The organism is Bacillus sp. G1(2015b), assembly GCF_001482475.1.
GTDB lineage: Bacteria > Bacillota > Bacilli > Bacillales > Bacillaceae > Bacillus > Bacillus safensis.
This window is the reverse complement of the sequence record NZ_LKIC01000012.1, coordinates 246,811-265,794: the sequence shown is the minus strand read 5'-3', so window position 1 is coordinate 265,794 and position 18,984 is coordinate 246,811. Positions and strand designations below refer to the sequence as shown.

General features: G+C 42.3%; 16 protein-coding genes. 12 read left to right on the top strand and 4 right to left on the bottom strand.

All coding sequences use genetic code 11. The annotated features are described in order from the left end of the window. Positions 1 to 201: 201 nt before the first annotated feature. The 6 genes from AMR95_RS09320 to AMR95_RS09300 all read left to right on the top strand — a co-directional run bounded on the left by AMR95_RS09320 (position 202) and on the right by AMR95_RS09300 (position 8,046). Positions 202 to 2,637: a heavy metal translocating P-type ATPase gene (locus AMR95_RS09320; protein ID WP_058838169.1), complete on the top strand. Its 2,436-nt coding sequence runs from the start codon at positions 202 to 204 to the stop codon at positions 2,635 to 2,637. Beyond that, the gene (locus AMR95_RS19500) at positions 2,634 to 2,768 is read left to right on the top strand and encodes a hypothetical protein (RefSeq protein ID WP_257218418.1); all 135 of its coding nucleotides are present in this window, start codon (positions 2,634 to 2,636) and stop codon (positions 2,766 to 2,768) included. The genes AMR95_RS09320 and AMR95_RS19500 overlap by 4 nt, the downstream gene beginning before the upstream one ends. A gap of 174 nt (positions 2,769 to 2,942) precedes the next feature. Beyond that, a complete protein-coding gene (locus tag AMR95_RS09315; RefSeq protein WP_039181428.1) occupies positions 2,943 to 4,220 on the top strand; it encodes a cation:dicarboxylate symporter family transporter in 1,278 nt (425 codons plus the stop codon). Positions 4,221 to 4,238: 18 nt separating this feature from the next. Then, entirely contained in the window at positions 4,239 to 5,684 is a 1,446-nt protein-coding gene (gene aspA, locus AMR95_RS09310) for an aspartate ammonia-lyase (RefSeq protein WP_039181426.1), read from the top strand. Positions 5,685 to 5,800: 116 nt separating this feature from the next. Further along, on the top strand, positions 5,801 to 7,117 hold the full coding sequence (locus AMR95_RS09305; RefSeq protein ID WP_039181423.1) for an ATP-binding protein: 1,317 nt from the start codon (positions 5,801 to 5,803) through the stop codon (positions 7,115 to 7,117). After that, a complete protein-coding gene (locus AMR95_RS09300) occupies positions 7,114 to 8,046 on the top strand; it encodes a response regulator (RefSeq protein WP_034280916.1) in 933 nt (310 codons plus the stop codon). Before AMR95_RS09305 ends, AMR95_RS09300 begins: the two co-directional genes overlap by 4 nt. 18 nt (positions 8,047 to 8,064) lie before the next feature. Here AMR95_RS09300 and AMR95_RS09295 read toward each other — a convergent pair whose 3' ends face one another. Then, a complete protein-coding gene (locus AMR95_RS09295) occupies positions 8,065 to 8,670 on the bottom strand; it encodes a TetR/AcrR family transcriptional regulator (RefSeq protein ID WP_058838168.1) in 606 nt (201 codons plus the stop codon). Between the two features lie 88 nt (positions 8,671 to 8,758). On the opposite strand from AMR95_RS09295, the gene AMR95_RS09290 reads away from it, so the two are divergent. Continuing rightward, complete coding sequence (locus AMR95_RS09290; protein WP_039181417.1) at positions 8,759 to 9,307, top strand: hypothetical protein; 549 nt, start codon at positions 8,759 to 8,761, stop codon at positions 9,305 to 9,307. A 37-nt stretch (positions 9,308 to 9,344) separates the two neighbouring features. Here the strand turns inward: AMR95_RS09290 and AMR95_RS09285 are convergent, their stop codons facing one another. The 3 genes from AMR95_RS09285 to AMR95_RS09275 are packed head-to-tail and all read right to left on the bottom strand — an operon-like array spanning position 9,345 to position 11,912. Continuing rightward, on the bottom strand, positions 9,345 to 10,283 hold the full coding sequence (locus AMR95_RS09285) for a metal ABC transporter substrate-binding protein (RefSeq protein ID WP_039181414.1): 939 nt from the start codon (positions 10,281 to 10,283) through the stop codon (positions 9,345 to 9,347). A 13-nt stretch (positions 10,284 to 10,296) separates the two neighbouring features. After that, on the bottom strand, positions 10,297 to 11,169 hold the full coding sequence (locus AMR95_RS09280) for a metal ABC transporter permease (protein ID WP_058838167.1): 873 nt from the start codon (positions 11,167 to 11,169) through the stop codon (positions 10,297 to 10,299). Then, positions 11,169 to 11,912, bottom strand: a complete 744-nt coding sequence (locus tag AMR95_RS09275) for a metal ABC transporter ATP-binding protein (protein ID WP_058838166.1) — start codon at positions 11,910 to 11,912, stop codon at positions 11,169 to 11,171. The genes AMR95_RS09280 and AMR95_RS09275 overlap by 1 nt, the downstream gene beginning before the upstream one ends. A gap of 413 nt (positions 11,913 to 12,325) precedes the next feature. Between AMR95_RS09275 and AMR95_RS09270 the strand changes: the two genes are divergently transcribed. The 5 genes from AMR95_RS09270 (at position 12,326) to AMR95_RS09250 (ending at position 18,950) form a co-directional block, all read left to right on the top strand. Next, positions 12,326 to 14,425: a heavy metal translocating P-type ATPase gene (locus tag AMR95_RS09270; RefSeq protein ID WP_058838165.1), complete on the top strand. Its 2,100-nt coding sequence runs from the start codon at positions 12,326 to 12,328 to the stop codon at positions 14,423 to 14,425. A 141-nt stretch (positions 14,426 to 14,566) separates the two neighbouring features. Next, a complete protein-coding gene (locus AMR95_RS09265; protein ID WP_058838164.1) occupies positions 14,567 to 15,253 on the top strand; it encodes a DsbA family protein in 687 nt (228 codons plus the stop codon). Next, positions 15,250 to 15,663: a disulfide oxidoreductase gene (locus AMR95_RS09260; protein ID WP_047202387.1), complete on the top strand. Its 414-nt coding sequence runs from the start codon at positions 15,250 to 15,252 to the stop codon at positions 15,661 to 15,663. Before AMR95_RS09265 ends, AMR95_RS09260 begins: the two co-directional genes overlap by 4 nt. A 347-nt stretch (positions 15,664 to 16,010) precedes the next feature. Then, a complete protein-coding gene (locus AMR95_RS09255) occupies positions 16,011 to 16,622 on the top strand; it encodes a trimeric intracellular cation channel family protein (protein ID WP_058838163.1) in 612 nt (203 codons plus the stop codon). A gap of 312 nt (positions 16,623 to 16,934) precedes the next feature. Then, entirely contained in the window at positions 16,935 to 18,950 is a 2,016-nt protein-coding gene (locus AMR95_RS09250) for a Na+/H+ antiporter (RefSeq protein WP_058838162.1), read from the top strand. Positions 18,951 to 18,984 lie beyond the last annotated feature (34 nt).

Sequence of the window (18,984 nt, the reverse complement as noted above, 5' to 3'; positions counted from 1 at the left end):
CACGAATGTCAAATTCGCTCCGCGCCGGTACTCGTCCTTTCTAGACTGCAAAGGTTTTCTATCACGCTGAAAAGAAGGAAGACAAAGGGGTAAAATAAAGATCATTTTAACCCTTTGTCACAATCTGATACGTGCTGCATGACAGCACGTCTTTTTTTAAAAATATAATACCCCCATGGAGTATGTGGAGAGGTGAGATCAATGAAAAAGGAAATTGACTTTCAAATTACGGGGATGACCTGTGCTGCCTGTGCAGGCCGCATCGAAAAGGGATTGAACAGGCTGGAAGGTGTGGAGGATGCCAGTGTGAATTTGGCGCTTGAAACTTCCCATATCATCTACGAATCAGAGCAGTTAACACCAGATGATTTGAAGCGAAAAGTCCAATCTCTTGGTTACGATGTGGTGATAGAGAAAGCAGAATTTGATATAGAGGGAATGACTTGTGCGGCTTGTGCAAACCGAATCGAGAAAAAAATTAACCGAATGGACGGTGTCGATCACGGGTCTGTAAACTTTGCGCTAGAGACACTTCAGGTCACATATCATCCGGGCCAAACGTCTACAAATGATATAAAAGATGCAGTGCAGTCTATAGGGTATTCTTTAATTGAACCAGACGTAGATCAAGCAGAGGGAGGAAAAAAAGATCACCGCCAAGCAGCAATAGAGAAGCAGACGGCACGCTTTTTATTCTCAATGATTTTGTCACTGCCGCTTCTTTGGGCAATGGTCAGCCATTTTTCTTTCACATCCTTTATATGGCTGCCTGAAGCGTTCATGAATCCATGGGTTCAGCTGGCGTTAGCAGCGCCTGTGCAGTTTATTGTCGGCTGGCCATTTTATGTAGGCGCGTATAAGGCTTTAAGAAATAAAAGCGCCAATATGGATGTTCTTGTCGCACTTGGGACATCTGCCGCGTTTTTCTATAGTTTATATGAAAGCATCGAGTCAGCGATTCGAGGCACACATGAGGCAGCCCTCTATTATGAAACAAGTGCTGTCCTCATTACATTGATCGTGCTCGGAAAATTAATGGAAGCAAGAGCAAAAGGAAGATCATCAGAAGCGATTCAAAAGCTGATGGGCTTACAAGCGAAAGAAGCGGTTATCGAACGAGATGGCAAACAGATGACTGTGCCTATTTCTGACGTGAAAGTGAATGATCTTGTGTTTGTCAAACCGGGTGAAAAAGTGCCGGTAGATGGAGAGATCATAGAGGGGACAACCGCAATAGATGAGTCCATGATTACAGGAGAAAGCCTGCCTGTTGATAAAACAGCAGGAGATATGGTCATCGGAGCAACGATCAATAAAAATGGATTCATCAAAATAAAAGCGACAAAAGTCGGAAAAGAGACGGCGCTTTCCCAGATTATCCGAGTCGTAGAACAAGCGCAGGGCTCAAAAGCACCGATTCAAAGAATGGCAGATCAAATATCAGGGATATTTGTGCCCATCGTTGTAGGAATTGCTGTGCTCACATTCCTCATATGGTTTTTCTTTGTCGACCCTGGGAATGTGACGTCAGCACTTGAAACCTTTATAGCCGTCATTGTTATCGCATGTCCATGTGCGCTCGGACTTGCTACACCTACCTCTATTATGGCTGGCAGCGGCCGTGCGGCTGAATCAGGCATTCTGTTTAAAGGCGGAGAGCATTTAGAAGTGACTCAATCACTCGACACGGTGGTGTTAGATAAAACAGGAACTGTGACAAAAGGGGAGCCGAGTCTGACAGATGTGTTGGCATACGCGAATTGGACAGAAGATGCGGTGCTGCAACTAGCAGGATCGGCAGAACAGCAGTCGGAACACCCGCTTGCCAGGGCGATCACAGACGGTATGAAGGAACAAGGTCTTGAAGCAGTCGGAGTTGAAGCCTTCCAAGCAGATCCAGGTCATGGAATTGAAGCAAATGCCGCAGGACACAAGCTTTTAATTGGAACGCGTAAGCTATTACAGAAACATCATATCCCATATGATCAAGTCGAATCATCCGTCACAACGCTGGAGGAGCAAGGAAAAACGGCTATGCTTGTCGCGATTGACGGCGAAGTCGCTGGCATTGTCGCGGTCGCAGATACGATCAAATCATCCTCTCATCAAGCCATCGCTCGTCTGAAAGAGCAGGGGATTCACGTTGTGATGATGACAGGTGATAATAAACTAACAGCAGAGACGATTGCGAAACAGGCAGGCATTGATCATGTCATTGCTGAAGTGCTGCCTGAAGAAAAAGCGGCTCATATTGCAGCGCTTCAGAAACAAGGAAAAAAAGTCGCCATGGTCGGAGACGGTATCAATGATGCCCCAGCTCTTGCAACAGCGAATATTGGGATGGCTGTGGGAACAGGGACAGACGTTGCCATGGAAGCAGCAGATATTACGCTCATGACAGGAGATCTCCATGCGATTGCAGATGCGCTGGAATTTAGTCAAAAAACAATGAGAAACATTAAGCAAAATTTATTTTGGGCGCTTGCCTATAACTGTATTGGGATACCGATCGCTGCATTTGGTTTCCTTGCGCCATGGCTTGCAGGAGCGGCAATGGCCTTTAGCTCCGTGTCCGTTGTGCTGAATGCGCTCAGATTGCAGCGATTGAAGCCAGTCAGAGAAGGAGTGGCAGAATGAAGATGAATGTCAAATGGGTTTGGACGATTAGTGCATTGTTCTACGTTGTTCTTGTCCTCATTGGATATGCGATGTACGATAGATTTTCTACACAACAAGATACACCAAGTGAACAAATGCAAAATCATTAAGACTTCGCAAAAGCGAAGTCTTTTTTTAACAATATTGTGGAAAAACCCACCTTTTTAAAGATTTTTCATAAAAAATTCACTTCTTTTTGTTCCTTTTTGTCGTTTTTTGTAGGTTCGTCGTTAAGATGCGATTAAGCAACAAAGAAAGCGTTATCAAAAAAAGGGGGTTCACGTATGAAAAAGTTAGGGTTAGCTTCTCAAATACTCATTGCACTTGTTCTGGGTGTTGTCGTGGGAGCGCTGTTTTATCAAAATGAAACCGTTATTAATGTGTTAACGCCGATTGGCGATATATTCATCCATTTAATTAAAATGATCGTTCTTCCAATTGTTATTGCTGCATTGATTGTAGCAGTTGCAGGTGTAGGCGATATGAAAACGATCGGAAGACTCGGCGGAAAAACAATTCTTTACTTCGAGATTGTGACAACGATTGCATTAGCAGTTGGACTGCTTGCAGCAAACGTCTTCCATCCTGGTACAGGAATTGATATGAGCAACATGGAGAAAGGCGATATCTCTAAATATGAAGAGACATCTAAGGCTTCTTCTGAAAAAGCGACTTTCTCTGAAACGTTGGTTCATCTTGTACCAACAAACGTTTTCCAATCTATTGCAGAAGGTGATCTATTACCAACCATCTTCTTTACAGTCTTATTCGGATTAGGAATTGCCGCAGTAGGAGATAAAGGAAAACCAGTATTAGGATTCTTTGAGGGTATACTCGAAGCCATGTTCTGGGTGACCAATAAAGTGATGAAGTTTGCACCATTTGGTGTATTCGCGCTCATCAGTGTGACGGTGATCAAATTCGGGGTCGGAGCGCTTCTCCCGCTAGGTAAACTGGTACTTGTCGTTTACGGTACAATGGCATTCTTCGTCATTGTTGTACTTGGCATTATTGCTAAAATGGCTGGAACAAGCGTCTTTACACTATTTAGAGTATTAAAAGAAGAAATCATTCTTGCATTCTCAACAGCAAGTTCAGAAGCTGTACTGCCTAGATTAATGGACAAAATGGAGAAGTTCGGCTGCCCGAAAGCGATCACGTCGTTCGTTATTCCAACAGGCTATACCTTTAACCTAGATGGAAGTGCCATCTATCAATCCATTGCTGCGATATTTGTTGCACAAATGTACGGCATGCCGCTTTCCATCTATGAGCAAATTACGTTACTATTAATTTTAATGCTGACATCTAAAGGAATGGCTGGTGTACCAGGTGCATCGATCGTTGTTGTCATCACAACTCTTGGTGCTATGGGACTGCCGCTTGAAGGACTTGCCTTCATCGTTGGGATCGACCGACTTCTTGACATGGTTCGTACAACAGTGAACGTATTTGGTAACTCACTTGCAGCCATTGTCATGTCTAAGTGGGAAAAAGTATTTGATCAAGAGAAATCGAAGAAGTATATTGAGGAATTGAAACAACAAACAAAAGCAGCGTAAAAAAGGAGATCTTTTCAAATGACGAAGCTACAGGACAAGCAAGTTCGAATCGAACGAGACTTTCTAGGTGAAAAGGAAGTAGACACTCAAGCATATTATGGAATTCAAACATTACGTGCAGTGGAGAACTTTCCAATTACAGGCTACCGTATTCATGAGGAACTCATCAAAGCATTAGGGATTGTCAAAAAGGCAGCCGCACTTGCAAATATGGATACACAGCGACTATATTCTGGCCTTGGAGAAAAAATTGTTGAAGCGGCAGATGAGGTCATCGAAGGAAAATGGAACAATCAATTTATTGTCGATCCAATTCAAGGCGGGGCTGGCACTTCAATGAATATGAATGCCAATGAAGTCATTGCAAACAGAGCGCTTGAACTACTAGGAAAGGAAAAAGGCGCTTATACTGAGCTAAGTCCAAACACGCATGTGAATATGTCGCAGTCAACAAACGACGTTTTCCCAACAGCGATTCATATTTCAACATTGAATATGATTGAAAAACTACTTTATACGATGGAAAACATGCATCAAGTCATGACTGAAAAAGCGCAGGAATTCGATCATGTCATCAAAATGGGACGTACGCATCTTCAGGACGCTGTTCCAATCAGACTTGGACAAGAGTTTAGTGCGTATGCAAAAGTTCTTGCTCGTGATATTAAACGTATCAAGCAGTCTAGACAGCATTTATATGAAGTCAATATGGGTGCAACAGCAGTCGGAACTGGATTGAATGCAGATCCTAAATATATTCGCCAAGTGGTTGGCTATCTATCTGACATTAGCGGATTACCGTTAGTTGGTGCTGAAGATTTAGTCGATGCAACGCAAAATACAGATGCTTATACAGAAGTATCTGCTGCGCTTAAAGTATGTATGATGAACATGTCCAAAATGGCGAACGATATTCGTCTGATGGCTTCTGGTCCAAGAGCAGGCTTTGGTGAGCTGCACTTGCCGCCGAGACAGCCAGGTTCATCTATCATGCCAGGGAAAGTCAATCCAGTTATGCCTGAGGTCATGAACCAAGTGGCTTTCCAAGTCATTGGGAACGATCACACAATCTGTCTTGCATCAGAGGCTGGCCAGCTTGAACTGAACGTTATGGAACCAGTGTTGGTGTTCAACCTGCTTCAATCTCTCAGCATGATGAAAAATGTATTCGAGTCCTTTGTGGACAACTGCTTGCGTGACCTAAAAGCAGATGAATCTAGATTAAAAGAATATGTAGAAAAGAGTGCCGGTGTCATGACGGCGGTGAACCCGCATATTGGTTATGAAGCGGCTGCACGAATTGCAAGAGAAGCCATTCTTACAGGCGCATCTGTACGTGAGCTTTGTCTGCAAAATGATGTGTTAACAGAGGAAGAGCTTGATGTCATCTTAAATCCTTTTGAAATGACAAAACCAGGTATTGCTGGCGCATCACTTTTAGAAAAAGATCGTTTAGAAGATTAAGCGGCATCATGAGAAGCGCACACCGGCAAAGTTCCGGTGTGCGCTTTTTCATGAAGGTTTGTTTTTCTTTAGCTCACATAGTATACTATCGTCAATTATTAGGGATGTGACTGCGTTTGAATCTACTAAAAAAATGGCTGAATACAGAGCCTTATTTAATTGTGCTGCTCATTGTACTGACGCCGATTGGCGGAGAGTTTAAATTTTATCCATTTGAGGACAGCTTTCGGGTCAGCTTTGGAACCGTTGTCTTTTTCTTTATCCTGCTTCAAATGAAAAGATTTCCTGCATGGGCAAGCGGCATCATCGCTGGGATATCTGTTTTTGCGTTTCGCGTGCTGCTTGATACAGCCGTGACAGGGCATCTTCCGCTGGAAGAGGCGGTTTCATTAAGATTTCCTTCCCTGCTTTATTATGTCGTCTATGGCACACTCTTTTATTTATTGAAGGTCAGACGTTTCCGTGATCAGCCTTGGCTGATTGGAGCAACAGGTATCATCATGGAGCTGTGCGCAAGCGTTGTTGAGATCATCGCACTTCGAGGCACCATGGATGAAATTTTAACGGGGCGGACGCTGTTTCAATTATTTGTTTTGGCGATTTTCAGAAGCTTTTTCGTGTTGGCTTGTTATACAATGATTCGTTTATATGAAGAGCAGGCGAGAGAGCGTCAGATGAAAAAGGAAAAGGAACATCTGCTGATGCTCCTGTCTAACCTTTACACGGAATCTACATATTTTCATAAAACACTCGCACATGCTGAGCACATTACGGCTACATCCTATCAATTGTATCAATCTCTTCACCACGCAAAGGATGCAGAATCATTGGATTTGAAAAAGCTCGGTAAAACCGCCTTGCAAATTGCAGGAGAGGTGCATGAAATCAAAAAGGATAACCAGCGGATTTTTTCTGCCTTATCAAAGCTGATTCATGAGGAAAATTTCCAGGCTTATGAGAGTCCTTCTCATATCGCTGGGCTTGTCATTCGCATTCATGAAAATTATGCTGAATCTCTTAAAAAAAACATTGTCTTTCATTATGATGAAGATGGGCAGCACCCCGCCTATCACGTGTATACCATTCTATCTTTGTTAAATAACATCGTATCCAACGCTGTTGAAGCCATTCCTGTAGATGGAGAAGTGTCACTTTCTATTTCACAGAAAGAGAACCAGGTGATTTTTCAAATCAGCGACAACGGGCCTGGCATAAAAGAACGTAATCATCATGTTATTTTTAAGCCAGGTTTCACTTTAAAATACGACCAGGTTGGGAATCCATCGAGCGGTATCGGGCTTGCGTATGTAAAGGATACAGCGGAGAAGCTTGGCGGAAGTGTTGAGATGAAGAGTATCCCAAATAAGCAAACAATTTTCACATTAACGATACCAGTAGATCAAGTCAGTAGAAAAGAGGGGATTGGGAGATGAGATTTTTTATTGTTGATGATGATGAAGCCGTTCGTTCTTCACTGGCTCAGCTCATTGAAGATGAAGAGCTTGGTATTGTGGCCGGAGAAGCAGAGGATGGCGCTGAGTTAACAGCCAGCTACTTAAATGATTTGCACATTGATATTTTATGTATTGATCTATTGATGCCGGAAAGAGACGGGCTTGAAACGATTCGAGCAATCAAGGATGAGTTTCACGGGAAATATTTAATGCTGTCACAGGTTGAAACAAAGGAATTAATCGGACAGGCGTATACGCTTGGCGTCGAGTATTATGTGACAAAGCCGATCAATCGTGTAGAGGTCTTAAGCGTCCTCCATCTCATGATTGAACGTCTTCATTTAGAGCATTCAATTGAAAATATTCAGCACTCGCTTAAATCAGTCATGCAATTTCAGCAGCGCGGTCAGACGAAAACGAAGCAGCGGGGGAAAAGTCTTGCAGAGGCAGGGCAGTTTTTGCTGGCGGAGCTTGGTATTGTTGGTGAGAAGGGGTCTAAAGATTTATTAGATATGATTCTGTTTACAGACCAGTATTTAGCGCTGCATGCTGATCATCATGATTCCTTTCCTTCTTTAAAGATCATTTTCACTGGGATTACGGAGGATAAATTAAGTGAGCCCTACACATCGGCAGACATCGCAAGAGAAGCAAAGGCAGCCGAGCAGCGGGTAAGACGTGCGATCAACCAATCATTGAAACATATCGCATCACTTGGGCTAACCGATTTTTCCCATCCAACATTTGAAAATTACGCATCAAAATTTTTCGATTTCACCATCGTGCGAAAGAAAATGAGTGAATTGACGAAAGAGATGAGCGGAAGAGAAGAACACACCCGTATCAATGTGAAGAAATTTGTGCAGGTGCTTTACTACGAAGCAAAACGTATTTTTATGGAAGATTAAAAAAGACATGCTCTCCAATTAGGGAGACATGTCTTTTTTTGTGATGGATTGCAGGTGCATTTGCAGCACGGAGCGTATGAGCTGAGGCGGTAACCGATGAGGCTGTACAATTCCATTCAATGCAAGCCCATTAATGACCGCATAAAGCCGCTCAGTTTCTAATAAAAGATCGATATCATCTAGCAGCAGCCCATCCTCTTTCAATTTCATTAAACAATATTGGGCGGTTTGGAAAAGTTCGTCATACATCTTTGCATTGAGCGGCTGTAGATCTGGTTCAGTCAGTGCCTTGACGGAAAAAGCCTGCCACACCTCCATTTCAAATTTTCGTTCTTCATCAAGTGGAAGAACCTGCTCCAATAAATTGATGACATTTTCCTCCGTTGAACCGTTTAATGGAAGCCCTGTAATCCGCTCCTTGACTCTTTCCTGAATTAAATTCATGGAGAATAGAAACAACTCTTGCTGTGTGGAAAAATAATGACGCATAGAGCCGGCTGAAATTCCAGCTTCTACTGCTATTTTTCGTACAGAAGCGCTTTCCAAACCTTCTTGTTTAATCACTCTCATTGCAGCTTGAGCGACCTTTTGTTTTTGTTTATGGTGATCAACGATTTTTGGCATACATTGATTTTAGCATAGCTGTTGTTTTTTTAACACATCTGTGTTATTTTTTATTTAATACAATTGTGTTAAAAAGGATGTGGGGAAATTGGTCGGGTTACTGATTGTGGCATGTGAAATTGGTTTTTGGCTGTTTATTTTAATGGGTTTAACGCTTCGTTATGTGTTTAAACAGAAAAAGTGGGGTGCTTTCTTTCTTGTCTGTACGCCGGTTTTAGATCTCATCCTTCTTGCGGCTACTTATATAGATTTAAGACAGGGGGCTGTGGCGACTGTCATCCACGGGCTTGCGGCTGTTTATATTGGTGTGAGTCTGGCCTTTGGACATCAAATGGTGAAATGGGCAGATGCTAAGTTTGCTTATCGTTTTGCAGGTGGCCCTAAGCCAAAGGGAAAACCAAAGTACGGTAAAGAGCGGTCTATGTATGAAATGGTCGGCTGGGCTCGGCATGTCATTTCTTATGTCATCGGAGCGGGGCTGTTATATGGTTTGACCTATCTCATCCAAGCACCAGAGCGGACGGAAGCGCTGATGCAGCTTGTCAATACATGGGGAATGATCCTAGCCATTGATTTTGTCATTAGCATCAGCTACGTCATTTGGCCGAAAAAACATCCGGAAAATATAGCAGGCTGACAAATAAGACAGGCGGATTCACTCCACCTGTCTTTCCTTATGATGACAACCCTTTGTAAATGGTGTCAATATTCCATTTCATCATCTTATAGTAGCTGTCTCCATCTTCACCTTTTTTTCCAATAGAGTCAGTGAAGACTTTTCCTTTGATTGGAACCCCGGTTTCCTCAGAGAGGCTTTCAAGGCTTCGTTTATCAACGCTTGTTTCAAGAAAGAGAGCAGGAACTTGATGATCTTTGACAAAATGAATGATGCGCTTCATTTGTCCTGGTGTTCCTTCACTTTCTGTGTTGATCTCCCAAATGTAGCCGGCTTTCAGTCCATACGCCTCTGCAAAATACTTGAATGCTCCTTCACTTGTGACTAGGAGCTTTTTGTCTTTTGGCAGCTGATCAAACTTGTCTTTTGCTTCATCGTGAAGCGCTTGAAGCTTTTTGATATAGGCTTCTGCATTTTTTTCGTAATCCTCTTTATGCTCAGGGTCCGCTTGAATAAGCGCATCTCGGGCATTTTGGGCATAAAGGATCCCATTTTCAACATTCAGCCATGCGTGGGGGTCCTGCTGGCTTTCGAGCCCTTTTGAAGACAAATGCTTCACTTTGACGCCTTTACTCAGCTCGGCTACAGGTGCATCATCCCCGTCCTTGCCGCTCGATTCAAGCAGCTTTTGAAACCAGCCGTTTCCTGTTTCAAGGTTCAAGCCATTATATAGAACAAGGTCTGCATCCGTCGTATATTGAACATCCTTTGGCAGTGGGTCAAATTCGTGTGGGTCTGTACCAATGGGAACAATGCTGTGAATAGAGACATGCTGCCCGCCTACTTCCTTCACAATGTCATAAAGAATGGAGTAGGTCGTGACAACTTTTAATGTGCCGTCATCTTTACCGGAATTACTTTGCTGGGTCGAACAGCCTGCGATGATCATAAGGGCAATGAATACTGCGGTCAAACGGATTGCAAATACCTTCTTCATATATGTCCTCCTTTTACATAGACGCTTCCTTTTTTAAGTGCGTTCGTTTTCGTTTAGATTTTAATGATCTCCATAGAATGCCTTGCTTTGGTGAAAAGATAAAGGCACTGCCGAATAAAATGGTGGCGACCAGCACGATGGAAGCACCAGACGATAAGTTATACGTAAAGCTAAGCCCTAGGCCTACGACAGCAGATACAGCACCGAAAAAAGCAGATAAATAAATCATGATCCAGAGCCGGTCTGTCAAGAGATAAGCGGTGGCTGCCGGCGTGATCAGCATGGCAACGACAAGAATAATCCCAACGGTTTGCAGTGATGCAACGGTTACAAGGGTCAATAAGGTCATGAGAAAATAATGAATCATACGATTCGGCAAACCGTAAACCGAAGAAATCACCGGATCAAATGAACTAATGAGCAGTTCCTTGTAGAAAACGATGACGGCTAGCAAAATAAAAATGCCGATGCCAAGTGTAATCCACATATCAGCTGATCGAACAGCTAGTACGTTTCCAAATAGAATATGATATAGATCACTCGAACTTTTCAAAAATGTGATCAAAATAATCCCGATTGAGAAAAAGGCTGTAAAGACAATGCCGATGGCTGAATCATTTTTTATGCGGCTGTTTTGACTCACGTAACCGATTCCAATCGCTGTTAACACGCCAGTTAAAACGGCACCGAAGAAAAAGTTAATTCCAAGCATATAAGAAATGGCGACACCTGGCAGTACGGCGTGTGAAATGGCGTCTCCCATCAAGGCCATGCCGCGTAAAATGATAAAGCAGCCGATAACGCCGCAAATGATGCCTACCATAACGGATGTAAATAGCGCTTTTTGTAAAAAAGCATATTCAAAGAGTCCGGTTAAAAATTCCATTACACGTCTCCTCCTGCTGATTTTAAGAATGGCAGCTGTGTTTCATATGCTTCCAGCATGATCTCTGGGCGAAGGATGTCGTGTACAGACCCTGCTTTGATGAGTTTTTTATTTAACAGAACAAGATGGCTGAAATAATCATCTGCCTTACTCAAATCGTGATGGACAACCAAAATGGTTTTTCCTTCATCTCGTAATTCCTTCAAAATGCGCACCATCGTTTCTTCACTTGCCATATCAATCCCGACAAACGGTTCATCCAAACAGAAGAGCTGTGCGTTTTGAGCAAGAGCCCTTGCAAGGAAGACACGCTGCTGCTGCCCGCCGGATAACTCACCGATTTGTCTTTTGGCAAAGTCTTGCATTCCGACTTTTTCTAAACAGTGATACGCATATGCCCGGTCTTCTTTTTTTGGACGTTTCATTAGTCCGAGCTTCGGATATGTTCCAAGTAGTACGGTATCCAGTACATGAATGGGAAACGTCCAATCTAAATCATTTCTCTGCGGTACATAGGCGATCTGTTTTCTCACTTGTTTAAAGGGCTGTTCAAAAAAACGAATATCCCCTTGATCTTTTTCAATTAAATCCAAACATGCCTTGAGTAACGTCGATTTACCAGCACCATTTGGACCGATGATTCCTGTCATTGTCCCTTCCTGTATGGAAAGAGAGACGTTCTCTAATGCATCTTGTCCGTGATATGAGACATGAAGACGGTCGATTGTTAAAGCATTTGACATCTCTTGCGGCCCCTTTCAATCATGATTGCACTTCCTAAAGATATATGCATAAAATAAATAATTTTGACTAAAGGATGAAATGATTCTCTAATGCTAATTTGTTTCCTTAGGGAAACTTTTATTTTATTCTAAGCGTCTGTCCTTCTTTTGTAAAGAGAAAAACTGAAAACGATCGTTTTTATGTTATGCGGGGAGCAGGGGACATGAGCTTGATTTATTGAAAATCCGTATGACAGAATCGGACACAAAAAAACCAATTATTTCTTCATAAATGATTGACAGAAGACAAGAACTCCTCATATAATAAAGGTAATCCAATATATGAATATATGCTCATATATAAAGTTTTTGATTTTTAATAGGTTTAATCGATCCAGGGAACGTTACTTATCATATAGAAAAAAGGTGAGAACATGAAAAAAATGAAGGATGAATACGTATTAAACGGTCTTGATTGTGGAAACTGTGCACGTAAAATTGAAACAGGTGTCAGCAAAATGGATGGCGTTGAAGCTTGTTCCGTTAATTTTGCGACAGGGACATTGACTGTCACACATGCAGATAAGCAAGAAACGATGTCAAAGCGTATTGAAAAAACGGTTCAGTCCATCGAACCTCATGTGAGTGTATCACCAAAAGAAGAAGGCCATCATCACGATCATGATCATGGGACAAAGAATTTAAAAGCGATTGTGCTGAAATTAATTGGCGGTGCAGTCATTGGAACAGCGGCTTATTTCATACCAGAAGATGGCTTACTAAAATTCATCACGTTTTTCGCAGCCTATTTACTAGTCGGCGGTGATGTTGTTTTTAAAGCGCTGAAAAATATCGTGCGCGGCCAAGTATTTGATGAGAACTTCTTAATGACCATTGCAACAGCTGGCGCTTTTGTGATTCAGCAATATCCAGAGGCACTGGCAGTGATGCTGTTTTACCAAATTGGAGAGCTGTTCCAAGGGGCAGCAGTGAATCGTTCAAGACGATCCATTAGTGAATTAATGAATATTCGCCCTGAATATGCGAATCTCAAAGTAGGAAATGAAACGAAAAAAGTGAAGCCGGAAGAAGTAAAAGTCGGTGACCGTATCGTCGTGAAACCAGGCGAAAAAATTCCACTTGATGGCCTCGTCATTGAAGGCTTTTCACTCGTGGATACCTCCGCATTAACAGGGGAGTCTGTGCCGCGGGATGTAGAAGCAGGGAAGGAAGTTCTTGCAGGGTTTGTGAATCAAAACGGGATTCTTGAAATTGAAGTGCAAAAAGGACTTAGCGAATCGGCAGTGACGAAAATTTTAGACTTGGTTGAGAATGCGAGCAGCCGAAAAGCGCAGACAGAAAACTTTATTACAAAGTTTGCAAAATACTACACACCGGCTGTTGTTGTATTGGCATTACTGCTTGCCTTTGTGCCGCCGCTTCTCATTCCATCAGCACAATTGTCTGACTGGGTTTACCGGGCACTCGTTTTCCTTGTTATTTCATGTCCGTGTGCGCTTGTCGTGTCCATCCCATTAGGATTCTTCGGGGGAATTGGGGCAGCTTCTAAACGAGGCATCCTTGTAAAAGGCAGTAACTATTTAGAAGCACTGAACTCTGTGAGCTATGCTGTATTTGATAAGACGGGCACACTCACAAAAGGAAACTTTACGGTGACCAATATCGTGACAGCTAGCGAAAAGTGGTCAGAAGAGGAGCTGCTTTCTTTTGCAGCTTTAGCAGAAGCTCATTCTTCACATCCGATTGCTGAATCAATTAAAGCGGCATATGGTTCTCCGCTTGATGAAAGCCAGATCGAAGCATATGAGGATATTGCAGGACATGGAATTAAAGCGACCATCAGTGGTTCACAAGTCTTGGCGGGAAATCATCGCTTGATGGAACGAGAAGGCATTTCATATGAAAAAGAAAAACGAAGCGGAACGGTTGTGTACATGGCGATTAACGGTGAGTTTGCCGGATCGATCTTGATTGCAGATGAATTAAAGGATGATGCAATTGAAGCTGTCTCCGCTCTAAAAGCGTCTGGCATTCAAACTGTCATGCTGACTGGTGATGCCAAACAAGTCGGAACAGCGGTCGCCCAGCAAATTGGCATAGATGAAGTACATGCAGAATTATTACCGCAGGATAAAGTAACAAAATTAGAAGAAATTGATCAGAAAAAAGCGCCTCAAGAAAAATTATTATTTGTTGGGGATGGCATTAATGATACACCGGTATTAGCCAGAGCAGACATAGGTATTGCGATGGGCGGACTTGGTTCAGATGCAGCGGTAGAAGCGGCTGATATCGTCATTATGACAGACCAACCGTCAAAAGTTGCAGAAGCCATCGCTGTCGCTAAACGAACAAGAAGGATTGTCTGGCAGAACATTGCATTTGCTCTTGGGGTTAAAGGGGTTTTCCTATTACTCGGTGCATTTGGTATTGCGACCATGTGGGAAGCCGTCTTCTCGGATGTCGGTGTGACCGTACTCGCTGTTTTAAATGCCATGAGGGTGATGAAATAAAATTGTAAGGAAAAATTCATGAATACCATCTTTCATAATGAATCCCCTCTTGTTAAAATAGAAGAAGTTGGATAATGGCATTATTCTAAGCTATTATCCTTTTTCTTTTGAAGGAATGAAAAAGATAAGGTAGGTGCTTTTGTGAGTAAAAAAAATAATCAATCTTCATCCATTAAATTTGCTGTTATTTTAACCATTATCGCAGCTCTTCTCATCGGATTATTCGTCGTCATTGGGAACAACAACAGCAAAGAAGCACAAACGGTTGACAGTAAGCCTTCTATTAAAGGACAGCCTGTCATGGGAGATAAAAACGCAGCCGTGCAAATTGTCGAGTTTGGGGATTATAAATGTCCTTCATGTAAATCATTTGAAACAGACATTTTCCCAAAACTGAAAGCGGACTACATAGATAAAGGCGATGTATCATTTTCGTTTATTAACTTGCCACTTCCTGTTCATGGAGATGGCGCTGTATTAGCAGCACTAGCTTCTGAAGAAGTGTGGAAGGAAGATCCGAAAAACTTTTGGGCATTTCATGAAGCTGTCTATCAAGCACAGCCAGATAGTGAAGCAGAATGGGTCACGCCTGCTAAGCTGACGGAGCTAGCGAAAAAGACAACAAAAGTAGATACGGACAAGCTTAAAGATAACCTATCGAAGAAAACATATCAGCCGCAGCTGAACACAGACGATCAGCTTGTGAACCAATATAAAGTGAATGCAACACCAACTCTTTTCATTAACAATAAACAAGTCCAAAACTTTTATGACTATGATGAAATCAAAGAATTAATTGATCAAGAGCTCAAAGGGAAAAAATCATGAAGAATAAGCTTGTTTACTTATACAGTGCTTGGATCGTCTCTATCGTTGCGACGATGAGCAGCCTGTATTTAAGTGAAGTAAAAAAGTTTATCCCATGCGATATGTGCTGGTTTCAGCGCATTTTCATGTACCCGCTTGTGCTTTTACTTGGAATTGCGACATTCAGAGGCGATGTCAAAATAAAATATTATGTCCTGCCTTTGGCTGTGATTGGCGCTTGTTTTTCTATCTATCATTATATGGAACAAAAGATACCTGGCTTTGCATCGATTCGCCCTTGCCTGAGCGGTATTCCTTGTTCTGTTGATTATTTGAACTGGTTTGGTTTTATCACCATTCCACTACTAGCCCTTATTGCATTTATTCTCATCATCATTAGTATGCTGCTGTTAAATGCAAAAGAAGATTGAAGGAGATAGCCTGCTTATAAGCGGGCTATCAGCGTGTAGACAAACCCTCGCATTCGTTGTCAGTCCTGCGCGCTGGTGCTCACGAATGTCAAATTCGCTCCGCTCCAGTACTCGTCCTTCCTAGACTTCAAAGGTTTTCTATCACGCTGAAAAGAAGACAAAGAGCTAAAATAAAGATCATTTTAGCCCTTTGTCAACAATCTGTAGTCTGCTTATAAGCGGGCTATTTTTTATTTTTGCAAAAAGATAAAATTTAAAGAAAATTTGTATTGCTTTTCGCCTGTGTCAGATATACATTAAGGGAGTAGTATTAGATGATTAGATAATGGTAAGGAGATAAGCGGAAAATGGCATGGGAAGTCTTAAGTATCATTGGCATTGTCGCATTCGCCATTAGTGGTGCGATTGTGGCAATGGAGGAAGAGTACGATATTCTTGGTGTGTACATTTTAGGGATTGTGACAGCATTTGGCGGTGGAGCGATTCGGAATCTATTAATTGGTCTTCCGGTGTCTGCTTTATGGTCACAGGGCAAAATGTTTACCATTGCCCTTGTATCTATTACGATTGTGTTTCTTTTTCCAAAGCTTTTGCTTAAGCACTGGAGCACATGGGGAAATTTCTCGGATGCGATCGGTTTAGCAGCGTTTGCGATTCAAGGCGCACTATTTGCTGTGCAAAGAGAACTTCCGCTCAGTGCGGTCATTGTGGCAGCCGTTTTGACTGGAAGCGGCGGCGGAATTGTGCGTGATTTATTAGCAGGACGAAAGCCGCTTGTGCTAAAAGCAGAAATTTACGCCGTATGGGCAGCACTTGGCGGCTTATTCGTCGGACTCGGCTTAGCGCAAGGCGAGCTTGCTTTATATCTGCTGTTTGTCATCCTCGTCGTATGCAGGGTTTGTTCCTACTTATTCAAATGGCGTCTTCCCGCCAGGTCTTATTTTTTAAATAAAGGGTGAAACGAAAAAAGGGCGATTCCGCTCTTTTTTTTTGTTTATTAAGAGCTCAATGTCAGCAGATGTTGGAGTTTTCGTGTAAAATAAAAAAAGGTCTATTGTTCATCATTTGAACAATACATATGATGAAAATTTTGTCAGCAGGCTGAATATCTGGATTCAGCCTTTTTTTGCCTAGATGGATTGTTATGTGTTGGTTTCACTTTTTGCGGAATACTAAAGAAGCACTTCTGATCGGACGGATGGATGAAATGAACACATCTTTGCATGTAAGCAAAACTTGACGAAAAATATACAGAGGAGGGACATGTACTAGTGGAGATTTTTTTGGCAGTGCTCGTACTACTGGCACTCATTGCAGCATCTAATATTATCAATCGTTTTGTCCCCTTTATTCCTGTTCCGTTAATTCAAGTGGGCTTAGGAATATTGGTGGCAGCTTTTCCTTCAGGTTTACATATTTCTTTAAATCCTGAACTCTTCTTCGTTCTATTTATTGCGCCGCTGTTATTTAATGACGGGAAGCGTACCCCAAGGGACGAGCTATGGAAATTAAGAGCACCTATTCTTCTTTTAGCGCTCGGTTTAGTGTTTGCGACTGTCGTTGTAGCGGGATATACCATTCATTGGATGATTCCAAGCATACCGCTTCCAGCCGCATTTGCGCTTGCAGCGATTTTATCACCGACAGATGTGGTGGCAGTAAGTGCTTTATCCAGCCGTGTGAATATGCCAAAGGGCATCATGAGACTGCTGGAAGGCGAAGGGCTGATGAACGATGCATCAGGACTTGTCGCCTTTAAATTTGCCATTGCCGCAACAGTGACGGGAGCCTTTTCAATTGCTCAGGCATCCTTTAGCTTTGTCCTCATTGCCGCAGGTGGTTTATTAACTGGATTTATTCTATCCTTCTTTATCATTCGTTTTCGCTATTTTCTCCGCCGTTTAGGAATGGACGATGTCACGATGCATATCATCCTGCAAATCCTTACACCATTTGTGATTTATTTAGCAGCAGAAGAAATTGGTGTATCCGGAATTTTAGCCGTTGTGGCCGGTGGTGTGACGCATGCTATTGAGCAAGATCGAATGGAAGCGAATTTAGCCAAACTGCAAATTGCTTCATCAAACACATGGAATATTATTTTATTTATTTTAAACGGACTTGTTTTCGTCTTACTTGGGTTGCAGATTCCGGATGTTTCTACAGTCATTTTCCAAGATGAATCCTTTAACAACATGCAGGTGATTGGCTACATCTTAATTATTACACTATGTCTCATGGTGCTGCGGTTCTTATGGGTATGGCTGTTCTGGGCAGGAAAATGGAGTGCAACAAAAAAGCAAAATGTGAAAAAGCCGAAGTTTCGCGCCTCGATGCTGATGACATTCTCTGGTGTCCGCGGGGCTGTGACATTAGCCGGTGCCTTCTCTATCCCATTTACGCTTGCGGACGGATCACCATTTCCAGAGCGGCACTTGATTATTTTCCTCGCAGCAGGCGTGATCTTATGTACACTCATTTTAGCTAGTGTGTTACTGCCTCTTTTATCTGAGAAAAAAGACAAGCAGGTCGACGTGGACTTGGATACAAAGATTCAGCATGCAAAACGGAAGCTGCTCAGAAGTGCTATTAAAACGTTAAAAGAAGGGATGAATGAGGACAACAGGGAAGTATCCCTTGCACTCATCAATGATTACCGAATGAAGCTGAGAAATATCCAGCGTGAACCATACCAATTCGGGATGAGAAGACAAGAGAAAAAAATCAGACTGCATGGTATCAAAGCAGAACAGATGAAACTTCAACAATTAATTGATGATGAGAAAATTGACAAGGAAGAAGCTTATGAGCTGCAAGAGAGATTTCATGAGCTGGAAATGCTGTACTCAAACTCATTCAAAATTCGTTTTTCAAAGGTGAAGTTTCTCCGCTTGCTTCAATGGCTGCAATTATGGCGGCCGAATCAGCACATTTCAAACGGTATTTTAGAAAAAGAGGACTCGTATAAACAAATCCGTAAGAAAACGGCTGAGGCTGCGGTAGACTCGATCAAACAGCATATGACAGATGAAAACCAGCAAACGTGCCACCAAGTCATTGGTTTTTACAACCAAGTCATTTTCCGCTGTGAACACGGTCCAAGCTTCTTCCAGCAAAAAGACCGTTCATTTGACCGAAAGAAAAAAGAGCTTAACTTCCAAGCTGTACAGACGATTCGAAATGAAATACAAACCTTATATGAAGATGGTGAGATCAATCGTGATATTGCCCATCATTTAAGAGAGTATATTAATGACATGGAAGCTGTTCTGCTCACCAATACGTGATGTTGTCATCTTCTCCCCCATGTTTTATGATGAA